The organism is Acidobacteriota bacterium (genome assembly GCA_018001935.1).
GTDB lineage: Bacteria > Acidobacteriota > JAAYUB01 > JAAYUB01 > JAAYUB01 > JAGNHB01.
Map to the genome: position 1 here is coordinate 1 of JAGNHB010000008.1, position 18,093 is coordinate 18,093.

15 protein-coding genes are annotated in these 18,093 nt (G+C 64.8%); 8 read left to right on the forward strand and 7 right to left on the reverse strand.

Annotated elements, in window-relative coordinates:
* Positions 1 to 63: 63 nt before the first annotated feature.
* From mnmG to KA419_04850, 3 genes are all read right to left on the reverse strand, one after another.
* Complete coding sequence (mnmG, locus tag KA419_04840) at positions 64 to 2,025, reverse strand: tRNA uridine-5-carboxymethylaminomethyl(34) synthesis enzyme MnmG (protein ID MBP7865256.1); 1,962 nt, start codon at positions 2,023 to 2,025, stop codon at positions 64 to 66.
* On the reverse strand, positions 2,015 to 3,916 hold the full coding sequence (locus KA419_04845; GenBank protein MBP7865257.1) for a hypothetical protein: 1,902 nt from the start codon (positions 3,914 to 3,916) through the stop codon (positions 2,015 to 2,017). Before KA419_04845 ends, mnmG begins: the two co-directional genes overlap by 11 nt.
* A gap of 111 nt (positions 3,917 to 4,027) precedes the next feature.
* A complete protein-coding gene (locus KA419_04850) occupies positions 4,028 to 4,777 on the reverse strand; it encodes a hypothetical protein (protein ID MBP7865258.1) in 750 nt (249 codons plus the stop codon).
* A gap of 211 nt (positions 4,778 to 4,988) precedes the next feature.
* Between KA419_04850 and KA419_04855 the strand changes: the two genes are divergently transcribed.
* Both KA419_04855 and KA419_04860 read left to right on the forward strand, forming a co-directional pair.
* Entirely contained in the window at positions 4,989 to 6,500 is a 1,512-nt protein-coding gene (locus KA419_04855) for an insulinase family protein (protein MBP7865259.1), read from the forward strand.
* Positions 6,497 to 7,924: an insulinase family protein gene (locus tag KA419_04860; GenBank protein MBP7865260.1), complete on the forward strand. Its 1,428-nt coding sequence runs from the start codon at positions 6,497 to 6,499 to the stop codon at positions 7,922 to 7,924. Before KA419_04855 ends, KA419_04860 begins: the two co-directional genes overlap by 4 nt.
* Here the strand turns inward: KA419_04860 and KA419_04865 are convergent.
* Positions 7,908 to 9,026 (reverse strand): phosphotransferase, encoded by a 1,119-nt coding sequence (locus tag KA419_04865; protein ID MBP7865261.1) that lies wholly within the window; start codon positions 9,024 to 9,026, stop codon positions 7,908 to 7,910. The two genes, KA419_04860 and KA419_04865, sit on opposite strands and share 17 nt — an antisense overlap.
* Positions 9,027 to 9,223: 197 nt before the next feature.
* Here KA419_04865 and dnaA point away from each other — a divergent pair, with 197 nt between their 5' ends.
* Positions 9,224 to 10,552 carry a chromosomal replication initiator protein DnaA gene (dnaA, locus tag KA419_04870; GenBank protein ID MBP7865262.1) on the forward strand — a complete coding sequence of 443 codons (1,329 nt, stop codon included), beginning with the start codon at positions 9,224 to 9,226 and terminating at the stop codon, positions 10,550 to 10,552.
* A gap of 215 nt (positions 10,553 to 10,767) precedes the next feature.
* The gene (gene dnaN, locus KA419_04875; GenBank protein ID MBP7865263.1) at positions 10,768 to 11,895 is read left to right on the forward strand and encodes a DNA polymerase III subunit beta; all 1,128 of its coding nucleotides are present in this window, start codon (positions 10,768 to 10,770) and stop codon (positions 11,893 to 11,895) included.
* A gap of 167 nt (positions 11,896 to 12,062) precedes the next feature.
* Here dnaN and KA419_04880 read toward each other — a convergent pair whose 3' ends face one another.
* Both KA419_04880 and KA419_04885 read right to left on the reverse strand, forming a co-directional pair.
* The gene (locus tag KA419_04880) at positions 12,063 to 12,332 is read right to left on the reverse strand and encodes an HU family DNA-binding protein (protein MBP7865264.1); all 270 of its coding nucleotides are present in this window, start codon (positions 12,330 to 12,332) and stop codon (positions 12,063 to 12,065) included.
* Positions 12,333 to 12,457: 125 nt separating this feature from the next.
* Positions 12,458 to 12,694, reverse strand: coding sequence for a hypothetical protein (locus tag KA419_04885; protein ID MBP7865265.1), 237 nt, complete (start codon positions 12,692 to 12,694; stop codon positions 12,458 to 12,460).
* A 101-nt stretch (positions 12,695 to 12,795) separates the two neighbouring features.
* On the opposite strand from KA419_04885, the gene KA419_04890 reads away from it, so the two are divergent.
* The 4 genes from KA419_04890 to KA419_04905 all read left to right on the forward strand — a co-directional run bounded on the left by KA419_04890 (position 12,796) and on the right by KA419_04905 (position 16,615).
* Entirely contained in the window at positions 12,796 to 13,749 is a 954-nt protein-coding gene (locus KA419_04890; GenBank protein MBP7865266.1) for a PhoH family protein, read from the forward strand.
* 5 nt (positions 13,750 to 13,754) lie between these two features.
* Positions 13,755 to 14,864 (forward strand): D-alanine--D-alanine ligase, encoded by a 1,110-nt coding sequence (locus KA419_04895; GenBank protein ID MBP7865267.1) that lies wholly within the window; start codon positions 13,755 to 13,757, stop codon positions 14,862 to 14,864.
* A 22-nt stretch (positions 14,865 to 14,886) separates the two neighbouring features.
* Positions 14,887 to 16,401 (forward strand): hypothetical protein, encoded by a 1,515-nt coding sequence (locus KA419_04900; GenBank protein ID MBP7865268.1) that lies wholly within the window; start codon positions 14,887 to 14,889, stop codon positions 16,399 to 16,401.
* A gap of 109 nt (positions 16,402 to 16,510) precedes the next feature.
* Complete coding sequence (locus tag KA419_04905) at positions 16,511 to 16,615, forward strand: 30S ribosomal protein THX (protein MBP7865269.1); 105 nt, start codon at positions 16,511 to 16,513, stop codon at positions 16,613 to 16,615.
* Between the two features lie 253 nt (positions 16,616 to 16,868).
* Here the strand turns inward: KA419_04905 and KA419_04910 are convergent, their stop codons facing one another.
* Positions 16,869 to 17,789, reverse strand: a complete 921-nt coding sequence (locus tag KA419_04910; GenBank protein MBP7865270.1) for a TIGR01777 family oxidoreductase — start codon at positions 17,787 to 17,789, stop codon at positions 16,869 to 16,871.
* Between the last annotated feature and the right edge of the window lie 304 nt (positions 17,790 to 18,093).

The window sequence follows — 18,093 nt, forward strand, 5'->3', positions numbered from 1 at the left end:
AATGCTCTTCTCGTTTTTTGGAAGGCCGTCCGGGAAAATCCGGGGCCGAACCGATTTCCGTTTTCACCCGGCCCGAAATTCGCCCCCGCCCATCCTCAGCGCCGCCTGATTTTTTGCGAGGGCATCAGGTTTGACCGGTTTTCCGCCCTTCTCGCCGCGCTCGAGGCGGGCATGAAGGGCGGAAAGGGCCGCGGGCGTCATGCCCGGGATCAGCTCCGCCTCCGCCAGGGTCGCCGGGCGGAGGCGGTTCAGTTTTTCGCGGACTTCCCGCGAGAGCGACGCCACGGACGAATAATCGAAGCCGGGCGGGATCGGTCGGGCCTTCAGGCGCTCGACCCTCCGGAGGTCCTGCTCCCCCATGGCGATGTACCCCTCGTACTTGATGTCGTGCTCCACCTGGTCCACCACCGGGGAGGTTGTCGGGAGCCCTTCCCGCTCGAGGAGGGGAAGGAAGTCCCGGAGCCGCAGCTCCGGCATCCGGACCAACTGGAGCAGGGGACGGCCCGTGCCCGCGGCGTCCCGGACCCTTTCCGGCAAACCCGCGAGGTCGTCCCTCGCGGGCGAGAGGTGACGGGTCCGCACCCAGCGATCCAACCGGTCCACCGCCTCGTATTTGGCCGAGTAGGCCCGCCACCGGGCGTCGTCCACCAGCCCGACCTCCCGGCCGAGGGGCGTCAAACGCCGGTCGGCGTTGTCGATGCGGAAGAGCAGGCGCATCTCCGCCCGCGAGGTGAACATCCGGTAGGGCTCGTCCACGCCCTTCGTGACCAGGTCCTGGATCATGATGCCGAGGTACCCCACGGTGCGGTCCACCACGATCCCCTCTTTCCCCGCTGCACGCCGGGCGGCGTTGATCCCCGCCACGATCCCCTGGCCCGCCGCTTCCTCGTAACCGCTGGTCCCGTTGATCTGGCCCGCGTGAAAGAGGCCCTCGACGCACCGGCTCTCCAGGGTGGGCCCGAGCTGGGTGGGCTGCACCACGTCGTACTCGATGGCATAGGCCGGCCGGATCACGACGGCGTTCTCGAACCCCGGCAGTGCGCGCAGCATGGCGTCCTGGACGTCCAGGGGCATGCTGGAGGAGAAGCCGTTGAGGTACGTCTCCCGGGTGTTCAGGCCCTCGGGCTCCAGGAAGAGCTGGTGGCGGGGGTGGTGGGGAAACTTCACCACCTTGTCCTCGATGGAGGGGCAGTACCGCGGCCCCACCCCGGTGATTCGGCCGCTGTACAGCGGGGACCGGCCGAGGTTCTCCCGGACGATCCGGTGGACCGCCTCGTTGGTGTGCACCAGGTGGCACCGCACCTGGGGCAGCTCCGCCCGCTCCGTGGCGAAGGAGAAGAAGACCGGCTCGGGGTCCGCTTCGTGGGTCTCCAGCCGGGAGCAGTCGATGGTTCCGCCGTCGAGGCGCGGCGGGGTCCCGGTTTTCAGCCGGCAGACCGCGTACCCGAGCCTCCGGAGACTTTCCGCCAGGCGGACGGAGGGAGGCTCCGCCGCCCGTCCCGCCGGGATCCGGCGCTGGCCGATGTGCATCAGCCCGTCCAGGAAGGTCCCCGTGGCCAGCACCACGGCCGCGGCCGTCAGTGTCCGGCCGTCGTGCAGGTCCACCCCCCGGACCCGCCCGCCCTCCACCCGGAGGTCCGTCACCTCGCCCTGCAGGAGGTGGAGGTTCGGAAGCTCCTCGAGGAGCCGGCGCATCCCGGCGCGGTACCGGTTCTTGTCGGTCTGGGTCCGGGGCCCCTGGACCGCGGGGCCCCGGCGCCGGTTGAGGAGTCTGAACTGGATCCCGGTCCGGTCGGCCAGGATGCCCTGGATGCCCCCGAGGGCGTCGATCTCCCGGACCAGGTGTCCCTTGGCGATCCCCCCCACGGCGGGGTTGCACGACATCTCCGCCAGGAGGGCGAGGTTGAGGGTCACCAGGCCGGTCCGGGCCCCGAGGCGGGCGGCCGCGTGGGCCGCCTCGCACCCGGCGTGCCCGCCGCCGACGACGAGCACGTCATAGCCCGGGAATCGGCCCCTATCGGTCACTCGGCTTTTCCCCGGCGGGGGCGGGCGCCGGTTTTCCCCCGTCGTCGCCCGGGGGCTCCGTCGCCCTGTACCCCGGTTCCTGGTGTTTGGCGGCTTCCTTCCGCATCAGCTCGTCCGCCACGAAGACGGTCAGGGCCATGACGCCCCTGAGGGTGGACGAGGGCATCTCGGAGACGGAAACGAAACCGTCCGGACCGCTGTAGCTGGCGCTGAAGGCCTCTCCCGGCTTGAACAGCCCGGCGTCGATGACCTTCCGGATGAAAGGCGCGAACTCCGGGGCGGCCAGCAGCATTTCCTTCTCGTCGGTGGCCGCGGAGAAGGACAGGGCGACCGCGCCGTCCTTTCGGGCCTTTTCCGCGTACGAACGGAAACTGTCCTTCGCCAGGACGTTCCTGCCGGCCGCGAAGTCGTCCCGGATGGCCGCGACGGCGTCGGGCAGCATGGAGACGAACACGACCCCGTTCAGCAGAAGGACGTGGACGGTGACCACCTTGTCCCCTTTGCCGATGAGACGGTACCACTTCCCGCCCTTGACCGCCTCGGAGGTCACCTCGATCCCGAACCGCTGGAACAGGGTCTGGAGGATTTTGTCGACGGCCTCCGTGCTCCGGGGAACCATGAAGACCGTGTTGAAGGGAAGGAGGCGGAGGACCGGGTGGTCCGTCTTCAGCGAGCCGACCTGGAGGAAGCCCATCTCCCGTCCCAGGGCCGGGAAGATCTCGCCGCCCAGGGAAAGGCCCGTCTGGGCGGTCAACCCGGCTTCCCCGATGCCGATCCCGGTGGCCAGGGCGTCGCCGAAGGCCTTGACGGCGTCCTCCTTGAGCATGGTGTAGACGGCGCCGAGGTCCATGACGGCGTCCATGCCGAACCGGGTGTCCGCGGGGAAGAGATCGAGCGCGGTGAGCTTCGCCCCCTCGAAGGTCTTCGCGAACCGGTTGAGCATCCCGGACCCTTCCGCCAGGCCAAGGGAGAAGGCGACCCGGCACGTCTCCCCCTTTTCCTCGAGGGACACGGAGACGTCGCGAAGCTTGTCGAGGCCGAGCCCCGTCACGAACGTGCGGATCTTCTCCGGCGGGAAAATGGCCATCAGGGCTGCCTGGGCTGCCTTTTCGGCGGCCCCGGCCTCCCGGTTCTCCCCCTCCGCCGTCCCGGCGGGCTTGTCGGCTTCCTCCGCCGCCTTCGCGGGCTTTTCGAATTGCCGCAGCACCTGGTCCAGGATGGCGGTCGGCCAGTCCCCGAACTCGCCGCACCGCACCAGGACGCGGAACCGGAGGTCCCCGGACTCCATGGGGATGGACTTGACGGCCGCGGAGGGCCACCGGAATTGCCGGGCCCCCGCCACCAGGGCCGCCGCGAACTCGCCCACGTCGCACTGGTAACCCAGGGCGATCAGCTCGTCGTCGAAAGCGATGGTTTTCAACTCCCGGGGGCGCCCCGTGACGTCCGTGGTCTCGGTCATCACCGTGAAGGACCCCACCTTCCGCCCTTTCTCGGCCATGGGCCGGAGCATCTCCAGGACCTTGTTCCGCACCTTGGCGCTCCCCAGGCGGAACGCGACGACCCCCCCGGGACTGACGGCCCGGGTGACGGGGTCGTAGATGCGCATGGCCAGCACGATGGAGGAACGGGCCAGGTCGTCCATGTCCTCGGCGCCCAGCGTGAAGGACGGGTCCTTGAGCATGCCGGACAAGGCCGGCCCGGCCGCCTGAAGGATCTGTTCCTGCAGGCCGGTGACCTTGAAGACATCGTGGATCATGGAAAGGTCCCTGAACTCCAGGACCACCTGGGAGTCCTCGGGGATGAAGTAGCGCAGGTCCGAAGGCGTACCCGCCCACACGCCGGCGGCACAGGCCAGCATCAGCGCAAACAGGATGGTTCCGACTCGTTTCATCTTGTCACCTCGGTAGGATGTTGGAATTCGTTCGGCCTCCCGGCCGGCGTGTTCCTGTCAGGATACGTTCGGGGCTGGCCGCTTGTTCGTCCGGTTTCGGGAAAACGCCCCTCATTCGGTCTCGGGGGGGACGCCGTCCTCCCCGGTCTGGTCGGGGGCCCCGGCCGGCATGCCGGACATCCCGCCCATCTGGGTCAGGTCCTTCACCGCCACGCCCGGGGGCAGCTCGAACTCGGCATCGGGGACCGCGTTGATCCGGTTGTACTTGTAGTTGATGACCATGGTGCCTGACACGTGCCGCCGGGGCAGGCCGTACTGCTTGTCAATCCAGGACTTCGACGTGTGACCCGGGACCGAGACCTCGTAGACCCAGCAGTCGGCGCCGTCGATCACCTCGGACCCCAGGCCCTTGGCGCCGGGGTCGATTCCCTCGGACATCTTCCGCAGTTCCTCGGGGACCGGCCCGGCGGGGCTTCCCTCGCGGGCCGACGTGTCCGTCATCTTCAGGGCGGCTTTCATCGCGGGGTTGTACATGTAGGTCTCGCCCTTGTCCTTCATCGTCAGCATCCACCCGCCACCGGGGGTCTGCACCTTCATGCGGACGATCTCCCCGTCCTTGAACTTGAACAGGACGGTGGTCTGGTGTCCCTGCGTCTCGCTGACCAGCTCGTAGCTGGTGACGTTGCGGAGCAGGTTCTTCACGTCCCCCGGCTGGCCGGCGACCGGCACGCCGCCCGGCCCGGCAGCCCCCGCGGCCCCCCCGGGGAGTCCGGGCACCCCCCCGCCGCCCTTGCAGCCGGCGGACACGACGAGACAGAGCATCAACACGGAGGCCGATATCCAGGTTTTCCGATCGCGCATGGTTTCCTCCCGAAAAAATGTCGGGCGGATTCTACCCCATCCCGGCCCGCGATTCAAGACCGCCGGAGGAGGACTTTCCGGCCCCGGCGCGATGGCGCCCGCCGGCGGGGAAAACTCCCCGGGGAACCCGGTTTTGCCGCCCGCGAAATAGTTTGCCGAAGAAGGTGCCGGCTTGTATAATGACTTCAGTTCAGTAACGAATGGAGCGGCCATGAAGCACTTGCGTTTTCTGGCGATCGCGACCCTGATGACGACCTTCGCCGCCGGCGGGGAGAACGTCCGGATCGACGTGCGGACCTTCAAGCTCGACAACGGCCTGCAGGTCATCTTCGCCCCGCGCCACGACACGCCCATCGTCCACTCCCTGGTGCGCTACCGGGTGGGTTCGGCCAACGAGAGCGCCGGGCTGACGGGCATGTCGCACATGCTGGAGCACATGATGTTCAAGGGGACGAAGGAACTCCAGACGGCCAACTACGACCTGGAACAGGGGCCCATGCAGGAGCAGGACCAGATGTTCGCCCAGGTCCTCGACATCCGGACCCGGGCCATGATGAACCGGCCGGTGGAAAACTCCGACGAGGAGATCCAGAAACTCCTGCTCAAGATCAAGGGGCTCAACGTGACCCTGAAGATCGTCACCGTCCAGAACGACGTGGACGTGGCCACCACCCAGGCGGGTTTTTCCCGGCTGGGCGCCGACACCAGCTTCGACCGGACCCACTACATGGAGTTCTTCCCGTCCAACTGCCTGGAAGCCTGGGCCTACTTCGAGTCCGCCCGCATGAAAGAGCCCGTGTTCCGGGAGTTCTACTCCGAGCGGGACGTGATCCTCGAGGAACGCCGGCAGACCACCGAGACCCAGCCGGACGGCGTGATGATCGAGCGGTTCCTGGCCGCGGCCTTCACCGCCCACTCCTATCGCTGGGACGTCATCGGGTGGCGGTCGGACATCGAGAACTACACGCGCCGCGACGTGGCGGAGTACCACCGCCTCTACTACGCCCCCAACAACGCCATCCTCGTGCTGGTGGGCGACTTCCAGCCCGGTCCGGCCGAAGCCCTCATCCGGAAGTACTTCGGCAAGATCCCCGCCCAGGACATTCCCCGCCCCGTGGCCATGACCCTCGAGCCCCCGCAGTTGGGTGAAAAGCGGTTGACCGTGACCTTCGAGGGGACGCCGCGGCTGATGATCGGCTTTCACCGCCCCGGTTTCGGGCACCCGGACTACCCGGTCCTGGAGATGATCGACGCCCTCCTTTCCCGCGGGCGGAGCAGCGTCCTGTACAAGGAGCTGACCCTGGGCGGCAAGGCGGCCGAGTTCTCCACGGGGATCTGGGAGATGAAACGCTACCCCGGCCTCTTCACCGTCTCGGCCGTGGCGGAGAAGGACGTGGAACTGTCGGACCTCGAGAAGATCATCCTGGACGCCCTCGAGAAACTCAAGGCCCAGGAAGTGACCGCGCGGGTCCTCGAAACCGCCCGGGCCAAGGTCACCGGGCAGATGCTGCAACGGCTCAACGACCGGGAGGAACTCGCCGTCGTCCTGGCGGAGGGGCTCGACTTCTCCGACGACCCCTTCGCCTTCAACGATTACCTCAAGCTGATCCAGAACGTCACGGCCCAGGACATCCAGCGGGTCGCCCGGCAGTATTTCGCCCGGGAGAACCGCACCGTGGCCTGGATGATGCCGGCCGCCCCCGAGAAGGAGGTGAAGAAGTGAGACTCCGTGCCGGGGCCCTCGCGGCCGTCCTCCTGTTCTCCCTGTCCGTCCGGGCCGAGATGCCCGAGAACGTCAGCAAGGGGTCGAAGGTCCTCCTCAAGCTGGCGTCCGCGCCCCTCGACTGGAAAATCCCCGTGGAAGGGGTCAACTACCGGAAGGTCACGTCGGCGTCGGGGCTGAAATTCTACCTCAAACCCGACGACACGGTCCCCATGGTGACCGTTCACTGCCGGGTGGGCGCCGGCGCCGTCTTCGAGACGGACCGCACCCCGCACACCGCGAAGGTCACCGCCCGGATGGTCCGGGAGTGCGGCAGCGCCGGCATGACCACCGAGACCATGGAAGCCACCCTGGACTTCTACGCCGGCCAGTTCGAGATGGAGTGCGGCCCCGACTGGGTCACCATCGACGGGTCCATCCCCTCCCGTCACCTGGAATCCCTGATCAAGATCCTGGCCGGCGTCCTCTCCAGCCCCGGCTTCAGCGAGGAGCGTCTGAAGTTCGTCCTCAAGCGGATGCAGGCGGAAGACGCCGCCGCGTCGGACGACCCCTTTTACGTCTGCCGGAAGAAATTCTACAACCTGCTGTACCCGAAACACCCCTACGGCTACATCTTCGCCCTCGACGGGATCGAGAAGGTCACCCTCGAGGACGTGAAGAAGTTCTACACGGACTGGTACTGCCCCGCCAACATCGCCATCGCCGTCACCGGCGACTTCAAGGAGAAGGACTTCCTGGCCTTGTGGGATCAGTACTACCAGGGAGCGCCCCCCAACCGCGAACTGATCATACCCAGGCCGCCCCGCCCCAGCCCCGTTCCGGGCGTTTACCTTGTCCAGCGGAACGTCAACCAGAGTTCCATCTACTTCGGCGTCCTCCTTCCCGAGGAGGTAAGGCCCGAGATCCCGCTGCTCAACCTCGTCAACCACGTCACCGGCGGCGGCGACTTCGCCTCGCGGTTCACCCAGCAGGTGCGGGACCGGGAAGGGCTCGCCTACCGGGTGGACTCCCTCCTGAACACCGACTTCCTCGGGAATTTCGCCTACGTCGCCCGTTGCCGGACCAAAACCGAGTCCACGGAGCGGGCCATCGACGCCATGCTCTGGATCCTGGACATCTTCCGCCAGGGCAAGTTCACCGACGGGGAGTTCCAGGCAGGGAAAAGCGCCCTCCGGACCAGCGTCGCAAGAAAATTCACCTCCGTCATGGAACTGCTCAAGGTCTTCATGACCCTGGACCTTCTCGGGCGCCCCTACGCTTTCATCGACGAGTACCCCGCGAAAGTCATGGCCATCACGCCCGAACAGCTCAAGGAGATGGCCGTGAAGTGCTTCGACGTCTCCCGCATGGTCTACGTCGTCGTGGGCGACGTCAAGGAGATGGACAAGCTGAAGAAACTCGGGCCGGTCACGCGGCTGGAGTAGGGAAAGCCCGTTTCAAGCCCCTCACGAGGGCGGAGAAAACCGGGTATCGTGACAGGCAGGGCTCCTTGACCACCAGGCGGTGGAGCTGGTTGACCGCGGCGGGAACATGGGCCAGGAAACGCCCCTTTCCCCTGTCCAGCGCCAGGAACCCGTAGGCCCCGAGGGCTTGCAGAAGGCGGTGCGCGGCCACCCGGGGAAACTCGGTTGCGAAAGTGGCCCGTTCAAAGGAAGTGTTCGCCCGCTCGGCGGCGTCCAGGTAAAAAGCCATCCACCGGTCCTGCCTCGCAGGGTCGAGGTCCGCGTACGGGTCCAGGAGAAGGGAAGCCACGTCGTACTGGGGCGGGCCGAGGCGCGCCCCCTGGAAATCGAGGAGGTATACCCCCCGGGGCCCCACCGTGAGGTTGGTGCTCTGATAGTCCCGGTGGATCACCGTGAAGGGGGTCTTCATCCGGTCGATGTCCCCGGCCAGGGCGTCCAGGTCTGCTTTCAATGCTTCCGCCGGCCCCTCGGCGCCCGGAAGTCCCTCCCCGGCCCCGCACCCCGGGATCCGCCCCTCTCTCCAGGGCGCCAGGAAACGTTCCTCGAAGTATCCCGATTCGAACCGTCGGGCGAAAGCGCCATCGTAGGCCGGGTTGTGGGTCTTCGACGGTTCGAAGCGGTCGCCGGCCCCGCGCTGAAGGATCACCAGAAATTCCAGGGCACGTCGGTAACCGTCCTCCGCCTCAGCCTGCCGGGAAGTGTCTCCCAGAAGGTCGTGGAGCAGCGTCGGACCGGCGTCCTCCAGGACGAACCACCCCCGTTCGGGGTCGGACCGGTGCACTGCCGGCACGGGAAGCCCGATGCGACGGAACAGCCCAGCCACGTAGAGAAAACTCTCGTTCTCGGTGACGCCGTTCGGCCCCGAGGGCGGGCTCGGGCTCCACATCCCCACGAGGGACCGCGGGTAGGTCCCCACCCTGAAAAATCGACGGGGGCTGCCCCCGGCGCCGATTTCCGTCACGGGCGCCGTCTCTTCCCCCGCTCCCGTTTCCTCCCGGAACACCCGGCGGAGATAATCCCGGAAGGGTCCCGAACCCGTTTCGCCGACGAGTATTTCCTCCATCGTTCGCTCCTTTGCCCTCTCCCGTCGAGCGGGAACCTTTCCTTCCCGCGCAGCCCATTATAAACGCGCCGGATGCCGGTTCGACCGGAAAATAGCCTTTCCATTCGGAACCCTTTCGTCTATAATCGGCTTGCCCGATCACCGCATCCCCGACCGGGGTCCCGTTGGTCTCGAACCGCAGCGAAAAGTGTGAAACGATGACGGATCACTGGCTTCAGATTCTCGACAGGCTCAAGACGGAAGTCGACGAGGAGTGTTTCAGAACCTGGTTTTCAGAGACCGGGCTGGTGAAAGTGTCCGATGACGAGATCATCGTGAAGGTCCCCAGCCGCTACTACAAGGAGTGGATCACGGAGAGCTTCTCGGACATGCTCCAGGACATCCAGCGGAAGCTCTCCATCGACCGTTTCCGACTCAAGTTCGTGGTGGACAGCGAGAGCGACGCCAACGGCTACATCCGCCCGGAGAAAGTCCCCGCGCCCGGGGACGGCATCCTCGCCCCGATCGGCGACGCGAGACTGAACCCGAAGTATCGATTCGACACCTTCGTGGTGGGTCCGTGCAACCAGTTTCCCCACGCGGTGGCCATGGCCGTGGTGGAGAAGCCCTTCTTCACCTATAACCCGGTCTACTTTTACGGCGGGGTGGGCCTGGGCAAGACGCACCTGATGCACGCCATCGGTCACACGATCCTCCACAACAACCCCCATCTGAAGCTGGTCTACATCTCCTCCGAACGCTTCATGAACGAGATGATCAACTGCATCCGCCACGACAAGATGCTCGACTTCCGGGAGAAATACCGCAACATCGACGTCCTCCTCATAGACGACATCCAGTTCATCGCGGGGAAGGCCCAGACCCAGATGGAGTTCTTCCACACCTTCAACGCGCTCTACGACAACCAGAAACAGATCATCATCAGCAGCGACTGTCACCCCAAGGACATCGCCAAACTCGAGGAACGCCTTTCTTCCCGCTTCGAGTGGGGGATCATCGCCGACATCGAACCCCCTGACCTCGAGACGCGAATCGCCATACTCCAGAAAAAGGCGGAAGCCGAAAACGTGGTTTTCCCCTACGACGTTCTCTACTACATCGCCGACAACCTGCGTTCCAACGTCCGGGAACTCGAAGGTTCCCTCATTCGGCTCATCGCCTACTCGTCGCTGACCGGGGAGAGTGTCAACCTGGCCCTGGCCAAGCGGGTGCTCACCAACATCACCCCGCCCGAACAGCGTGTCGTCACCGTTGACCGGGTCCTGAAAACGGTTGCCAACTACTTCAAGATCAAGGTGCAGGACATCCAGTCGAAGAACAACTCCCGAAGCGTTTCCCACCCGCGTCACCTGGCCATGTACCTGACCCGCCAGCTCACGGATTATTCCCTCCCCAAAATCGGGGAGGCTTTCGGCGGCAAGGACCACACCACGGTCCTGCACGCCATCAAGAAGATCGAAAAGAACAAGGAAAAGGACATGGAACTGCGCACGGTCATCAACAAGTTGACCAACCTGATCCGATAGGGATAGGACCCTTTTCCACACGTTTCACAGGGTCCGTTTTTCACAGTTCTTTCCAACGGGTCTTTCAACAGGGAAGGGGGAGAACAGACGTTATTCCCTCACAGTTGATGAACAGACTTAGCTGCTGAAAAGAGGGAATCTGACTCGTTTTTTCAGTTTTTCACAGGTGTTACGACGACGACGATCACACTCACTCTATAGATTGGAGAATCGAGATGAGAATACGGGCAAAGCGCAGCGAACTCCTCAACGAGCTTTCCTACATCATCCCCATCGTGGAGAAAAGCGCCAAGTCGGCGAAGATGCCGATCCTGTCCCACATCCTGGTTCGCGCGGACGGACCGGGAAAACCCATCCTGCTGGCCGGGAGCGATATGGACCTCTGCGTCACCACGACCTGCGCGGCGGAGGTGGATGAACCGGGGGGGCTGGCCGTTCCCGCCAGGGAGTTTTCGGACATCATCCGCCTCATGCCGGAAAAGACCGACATCTCCATCGTGAAGGACGTCCAGGACCGGATCGTCATTCAGTCGGGGAAGGCGAAGTTCAAGCTGGTTTTCCTCCCGGACGAGACCTTCCCCGAGATCCCCGAGATGAAGGGGGCACCCATCCAGATCCCGGCCGACATCCTCCGGAAAATGCTGCAGATGACGGTGTTCTCCACGTCCTTCCAGGAACAGGCCCGGTTCACCCTGAACGGTGTGCTCATCGTCATCAACCGGAACTACATCAAGATGGTGTCCACCGACGGCCACCGGATGTCCTACGTGGAGACCACCAAACACTTCGAGACCATCGAAAACGAGATCAAGATCATCCTCCCGAAGAAAACGGTGGGCGAACTGCTGAAACTCCTTCAGGGAAGCAAGGCGGAAGTCACCTTCACCCACGACGAGAACCGGCTCTTCTTCCGTTTCGAGAACAAGTTCCTGGTTTCCCGGATGCTGGCGGGGCAGTTCCCCAACTTCGACATGGTCATCCCCCGCAACCTGGTCAGCCACATCAAGCTGGACGTGGGGGCTCTCAAGGAGGCGATCCTGAGGGCCAACATCCTCACGGACGTGGAGTCGAAACGGGTGTTGTTCAGGCTGGAAAAGGACAGCCTCATCCTGCGGAGCGAGAACCAGAGCCGCGGGGAGGCCGAGGAGGATATCTCCGTCTCCTACCAGGGCGACCCCACGGAACTGGGGTTTAACAGCCAGTACCTCCTGGAGTTCCTGAACGTTCTGGAGGTCCCCGAAGTGAGTTTCGACTTCACGGGGCCGCAGTCGCCCAGCCTGTTCCGGCCCGTCAACGAGCTGGATTTCACCTACAAGTATGTCGTCATGCCCATGTCCATGTGAGGGGCGGCCTCACGATGAAGGGGGAGAATCTTTCCAGGGGAACAGGACACGCGAAGGGGCCCCGACATCCCGGCGTTTGAATCACCGGCGATTGATCTTCTCCTCGGCACAGAAAAAAAAAACCCCCCGTATGCACGGGGGTTTCTTTTCGTTCAGGGGGGATCCCGTCAGATTTTGTCCTTCAGTCCCTTTCCCGGCGTGAACTTGGGCACCTTGCGGGCGGGGATGTTCATCTTTTTCTTGGTCTGGGGGTTCAGGCCGGTGCGGGCCTTGCGGGTGGCAACCTTGAAGGTGCCGAAGCCCACCAGGGTCACGCGGTCGCCGGTCTTGAGGGCCTCGGCGATGCCGTCGATCATGGCGGAGAAGGCCTTGGCGGCCTGGACCTGCTTGATCTCGGCGTCAGTGGCCATTTTCTTGATCAGATCACCCTTGTTCATGAAAGCCTCCTAATGGGATTAAGATGTCGATTCAGGGCTTGTCGGCGGGACGTTCCTCCCGCGCGGCAATCGGGGGTCAAAATAGACCAAATCCTTCTCCAGTTCAAGTAAAAAATGAATTTTTTTCACGTCATGGCAGATTTCAAGAGGATCTCCGGGGTTGTCGGCCGGATGTCCCTTGAGGAAAGCACAATCGTCTTTGAATGCGAGATGTGATCGTTTCCGAGGCCGAGTTCGGCGGCGCGCTGCTTTGGCGCCTGTCGCCTGAAATCAACCTGCTGACGGCTTTCGGGTTCGATATCCTCGGAACCCTCTGGTTCGCCTGGTGCGGCGTGGACACCTCGTCCGATGGCGTCCGTCACGGGTAAGCTTTTCGTGGGGTCGTTGACGGAGAGGGGGAATCCTGATAAGATCGGCCCGATTTCGGGACGAAGGATGGTCCGCGGTGCCGAATCCCCTCGAACTGAGCGCCCAGAGCGCCGAATTCCTCCTGGCGAAACAGAAGGAGAGCCTCAAACTCCTCGAGTCGCTCTACAACGTGGACATCCACCTTCGTGGCAACGTGCTGACCATCCAGGGGGCGGACGAGGACGTCGGGGCCGCCCACCGGGTCCTCTCGGAGTTCTCCTCCCTGGTGGCGGACGGTCACACCCTGGACGGGGAGACGGTCCGCCGGGCCTTCCGGGAAATCGCCGACAACACCGGGCTTTCCCTGCGGGACTTCATCGTCAAGCGCGCCTCCATCCGGGCGGGTCACCGGGTCATCCAGCCCAAGACAGCCAACCAGACCGCCTACGTCAACGAGATCCTCGCCCACGACCTCGTCTTCGCCATCGGGCCGGCGGGCACGGGAAAAACCTTTCTCGCCGTGGCGGTGGCCGTGGCCCACCTGCTGGAGAAGAAGGTCTACAAGATCATCCTGACCCGGCCCGCGGTGGAGGCTGGTGAGAAGCTGGGTTTTCTCCCCGGCGACATGCAGGAGAAAGTCAACCCCTACCTCCGGCCTCTCTACGACGCCCTTTACCACATGCTGGACTACGAGAAGGTACAGAAGCTGCTGGAGAAGGAGATCATCGAGATCGCCCCGCTGGCCTTCATGCGGGGCCGGACCCTCAGCGACTCCTTCATCATCCTGGACGAGGCCCAGAACACCACGCCCGAACAGATGAAGATGTTCCTGACCCGCATCGGGCCCGGCTCCAAGGTGGTGGTGACGGGGGACATCACCCAGATCGACCTGCCCTTCGGCAAGACCTCGGGGCTCGTCCAGGCACGGGACATCCTGCGGGACATCCGGGGGATCCGTTTCTGCTACTTCACGGACAAGGACGTGGTCCGCCACTCCCTGGTCCAGCTCATCATCAACGCCTACAGTCGTTACGCCGAGCAGGCCCTTGCCGCCGGGAACGGGGAGTGAACCGCATGGATACGCAAACGGGAAAACTCAAGGTCGGGGTCTTTTTCGGGGGGAGGTCGGGCGAGCACGACGTCTCGCTGGTGTCCGGCACCACGGTCATGGAGCACCTCGACAAGGGCAAGTACGACGTTTACGCCATCGGCATCCGACGGGACGGCTCCCTGGCCTCCCCCTTCGAAGCCGAGGGGATGCTGCGAAAGCCGCTTCCGGAGGTGGGCAAGCCCTTCGTCTACCTCCGCCAGGCCGGTGACGGCCGTTTCCTGGACATCCTCGGGAGGACCGAGGACGGGGAGGACCTCGACTTCGACCTGTTCTTTCCCGTCCTGCATGGCACCTTCGGGGAGGACGGCACCCTCCAGGGGCTGCTGGACATGACCGGGAAGCCCTATGCGGGCTGCGGCGTCCTCGGTTCCTCCGCCGGGATGGACAAGGACGCCCAGAAGCTGCTCTTTCAGGCATCGGGACTGGAGGTCGTCCCCTGGCTTCGATTCTACCGGCCCGAAATGGAGGCGGACCGCGAGGGTGTCGTCGGGAAGGCGGCCGCGGAGATTGGGTTTCCCTGCTTCGTCAAGCCCTGCCGACTCGGCTCCAGCGTGGGGATCTCCAAGGCCCACGACCCGGTCGAGCTGGGCGCCGCCCTGGACGAGGCCTTCGACTACGACTACAAAGTCCTGGTGGAGAAGGGGATCAACGCCCGGGAGATCGAGTGCTCGGTCCTGGGCAACCACGAGGCCCGGACCTCGCCCCCCGGGGAGATCATCCCCTCCCGCGAGTTCTACGACTACGAGGCCAAGTACCTCGACGATCACTCCCGACTGCTTCTCCCGGCCGACCTCGGGGACGAGGCGGCGGCAAAGGTCCGGGACCTCGCTGCCCGGGCCTTCCTGGCGGTGGGCGCGGAAGGTTACGCTCGGGTGGACTTTCTGCTGGACCGGGAAGGGGGGACCCTCTATCTCAGCGAAATCAACACGATCCCCGGTTTCACCGCCATCAGCATGTTCCCGAAGCTCTGGGAGCTGGCGGGCCTGTCTCTCGGGGATCTCCTGGACGAACTGATCCGGCTGGCCCTGGAACGTCACGCCTGGAAGGCCGGGCTGAAGACCTCCCGCGGGTGAACCTCGCAGCGACGGCGGCACGATGAGCGCACCCTCACCCCCCCGAGACCGATGCACCCAGTGCGGCCGGGCCTTCCGCCCCGGGGAGCCGATGGTGCGGTGCACCGCCTGCGGCCACCCCTACCACCCCGAGTGCTGGAACTCCAACGGCCGGTGCGGGCTCCTCGGCTGTTCCGGAACGCCGAGCAGCTTCCAGGCGTTCACCTCCGTCGCCTCCACCGCGGACCCGGCCGAGACCCCGGCGGACCCCCCCCGCCCGGTCCCCGCCCCCCGCCCCGGTCCCGCGTCTCCTGCGCCCAACCCCGCCGAAACCCCGGAGGAGATCGCAACGGAACTTTACGACGGGGCCTCGGACGCGTCCCCCGAGCCTTCCCCCGACGGCGGGGAGGTCCCCGGGCCGCCGCCGGGGTTCACGGCGCGGGTCCGGGAGATCTACGGTTTCATCCAGAAGAACGAGACCCTGCTCTGGTGGATGCACAGCGGGTGGGCGCTCCTGTTCGGCATCGGGGTGATGTGGCTCGGCGCCCACAACTTCGACTGGATCCGGTTGGCTGGCCTGTACATCGGGTTCATCTGGCTCAGCAGCCTGATGCTTCCCGTGCTCCTGAAACGGCTGCGGGTCACCCCCCGGTGGAAAGAGCGCATCCGTCTGGTCATCAACTATTTCAACCGGAACTTCACCCAGCAGATCGTCTTCTTCATCATCCCGATCTACTGGAAGAGCGCCACGGCCAACTCCCGGAACATGATCTTTGTCTTCCTCCTGGTGGTGTCGGCCATCCTCTCCTCCCTCGACATCGTCTACGACCGCTACATCACCGTCAAGTGGGCGTTCTTCAGCACCTTCTTCGCCTTCAACGTCTTCTCGGGGAGCTACCTCCTCTTCACCCTCATCTGGGGGTTGAGCAACCGGTACGCCGTCTACCTCAGCGCGGGGGCCGCCATCTTCACCTTCGCCTCGCTCTGCTTCCGGCTTTCCGGCAGCTCGAAGACGATGCGGTGGGTCTACGTCGTCATCTCTTCCTTCTGCCTGCTCCTGGCCGCCCACTTCGGGCGCTACATCATCCCGCCCGCCCCCCTCCACTTCGGGCGGGTGCTCTTCGCCGAGGCCATCGAGCTGGACCCGGACGGCACCGAGGTCGTCCGATCGGCGCTCTCCGACCTCCCCGTCAACACGTCGGGGAAGGGGCCCGGGAAAATCTACTCCCTGATCCCGGTGAAGTCGCCCCTGGGACTCAAGGAGGACCTGGTTCAGATCTACTACCTGAACGGGCGGAAGGTCTACAACGTGGACTTCGTCAAGCTGCCCCCCGGCGCCCAGGGGAAGTCGAAGATCACACCCATCAGCAAGGTCGACGGCGAGGTCCTCTGGAAAGTGGCCGAGAGCGAGAAGAGCACCAACCGGCCCGGCAAGTACGAGCTGATCAGCTGCGTCGCCATCTACCACATCCCCCCCAACGCGGTGCTGACCGTGGACGTGGAGACCGAGTCCGGTCAGCTCATCGGACGCGACGAGCTGATCGCCGAGAAGGACTGAGGGCCCCGGCCCGGGCCGCGAAAAACGCGATCCGCCTTGACATTTCCCTCGCGAACTGGTAAAAGAATCCCCCCGGCCGACCGGGAACCTACTCGACGAGGAGAGCACCATGGGAAAAGGTGACCAGAGAACGCGCCGGGGGAAGATCTACCGCGGCACCAACGGGAAGACCCGCCCCAAGAACACCAAGAAGACCCCGACCCCGACCAGGTGACCCCCTGCCGCCGCCCCTGTTTCCTCCCAGGGGAACAGGGCATCGGTTGAGATGCCCACGGTCGGCCCCCGGGCCTCGGGATGATTTCCGAACGTCGTCACCCGCTCCGCGGGCGGCCTGATCCATTCCTTTCCTTTCCGCGCAAGCTCAAGCCTGACGGGTTCGCAAAAAGTCGGAAGACGGACGGGAAAGTGTCTGTAACGCTTTTGTTTGAGCCATCACCCGGAGGGTGATGGTACTTTTTGCGACCGCGTCAAGCCTGCACCACCGGGGTTGACAAGGCTGCGTCCAGATTTGTGAACCGGAAGCGGAAACCCGACGCGGTCAGCTTTCCGGGAATCACGGCGGCGCCCCCCAGAAGCAGCTCTTCCGCCATCGTCCCGAAGATCAGGCGCAGGACCCAACCGGGTACCCGGATCAACGACGGCCGATGAAGGGCCCGCCCCAAGGCGCGGGTGAAGTCCCGGTTGGTGGCGAGGCCCGGGGCGACGACATTGACGGGCCCCTCCAGGCCCGATCCCCCGTCCAGGCAGTGGAACGCCACCCGAACCCCGTCTTCCAGGGAGATCCACGGGAAGGGTTGGCGGCCGTTCCCCAACGGTCCGCCCAACCCCGCCCGGAACACGGGCAGGACCCGTTTCAGCATCCCGCCTGCCGGGGAAAGGACCACCCCGAAGCGAAGGAAGACGGTCCGAATCCCCGCGGCGGAAGCGGGTGCCGCCGCCGCCTCCCATGCCCGGCAGACCTCCGCCAGGAAACCTTCGCCCGGCGGGGACGCTTCCGTCACGGTCTCCCCCGGTTTCGTGTTCCCGTAGAACCCCGCGGCGGACGCGCAGAGCAATGCCTTTGGCGGGTGCGAAAGGCCCGCAAGGGCCTTGCAGAGGAGGTCCGTACCCCGGGTGCGGCTCTCCCGGATGGCCCGACGACGGGCGGCCGTCCAGCGGCCGTCGGCGATCCCGGCGCCCGCCAGGTGGACGACGGCGTCGAACCCTTCCAGCTCCCGAGGGTCCAGGCGCCCCCGCTCCGGGTCCCAGGAGACGGCGGTCCCGCCCTCTCCGCCCCCTGCCGGGGGCTTTCGCGACAGGGAGAACACCCCGTGCCCGGCTTCCCGCAAGGCGGTCGTCAAGGCCCGGCCGACAAGACCGGACGCGCCGCTCACCACGATCCTGGCCATTCACTCCTCCAAAGAACTCCGACGGTTCCCTCCGAATCCGATGCCGGCCGACCGGCCCGGGTTTCACCTCCCGCCCCCCGGCCGGATGCAACCAGAACCAATAATATCTCTGATTTCAATAATATCATCATACAATTCGGAAATTACGCGGCCGCAAAACGACCGGACCCATCAAACCACAAAGAACGCAAAGACACGCAAAGAAGGTCCGAACTCCTGGATTTCAATAGATCTTGAAGGCCTATCATTCTTTGCGTTCTATGCGCTCTTTGTGGCTGAGTGGACGTATTGCGGTGCTGGCAGA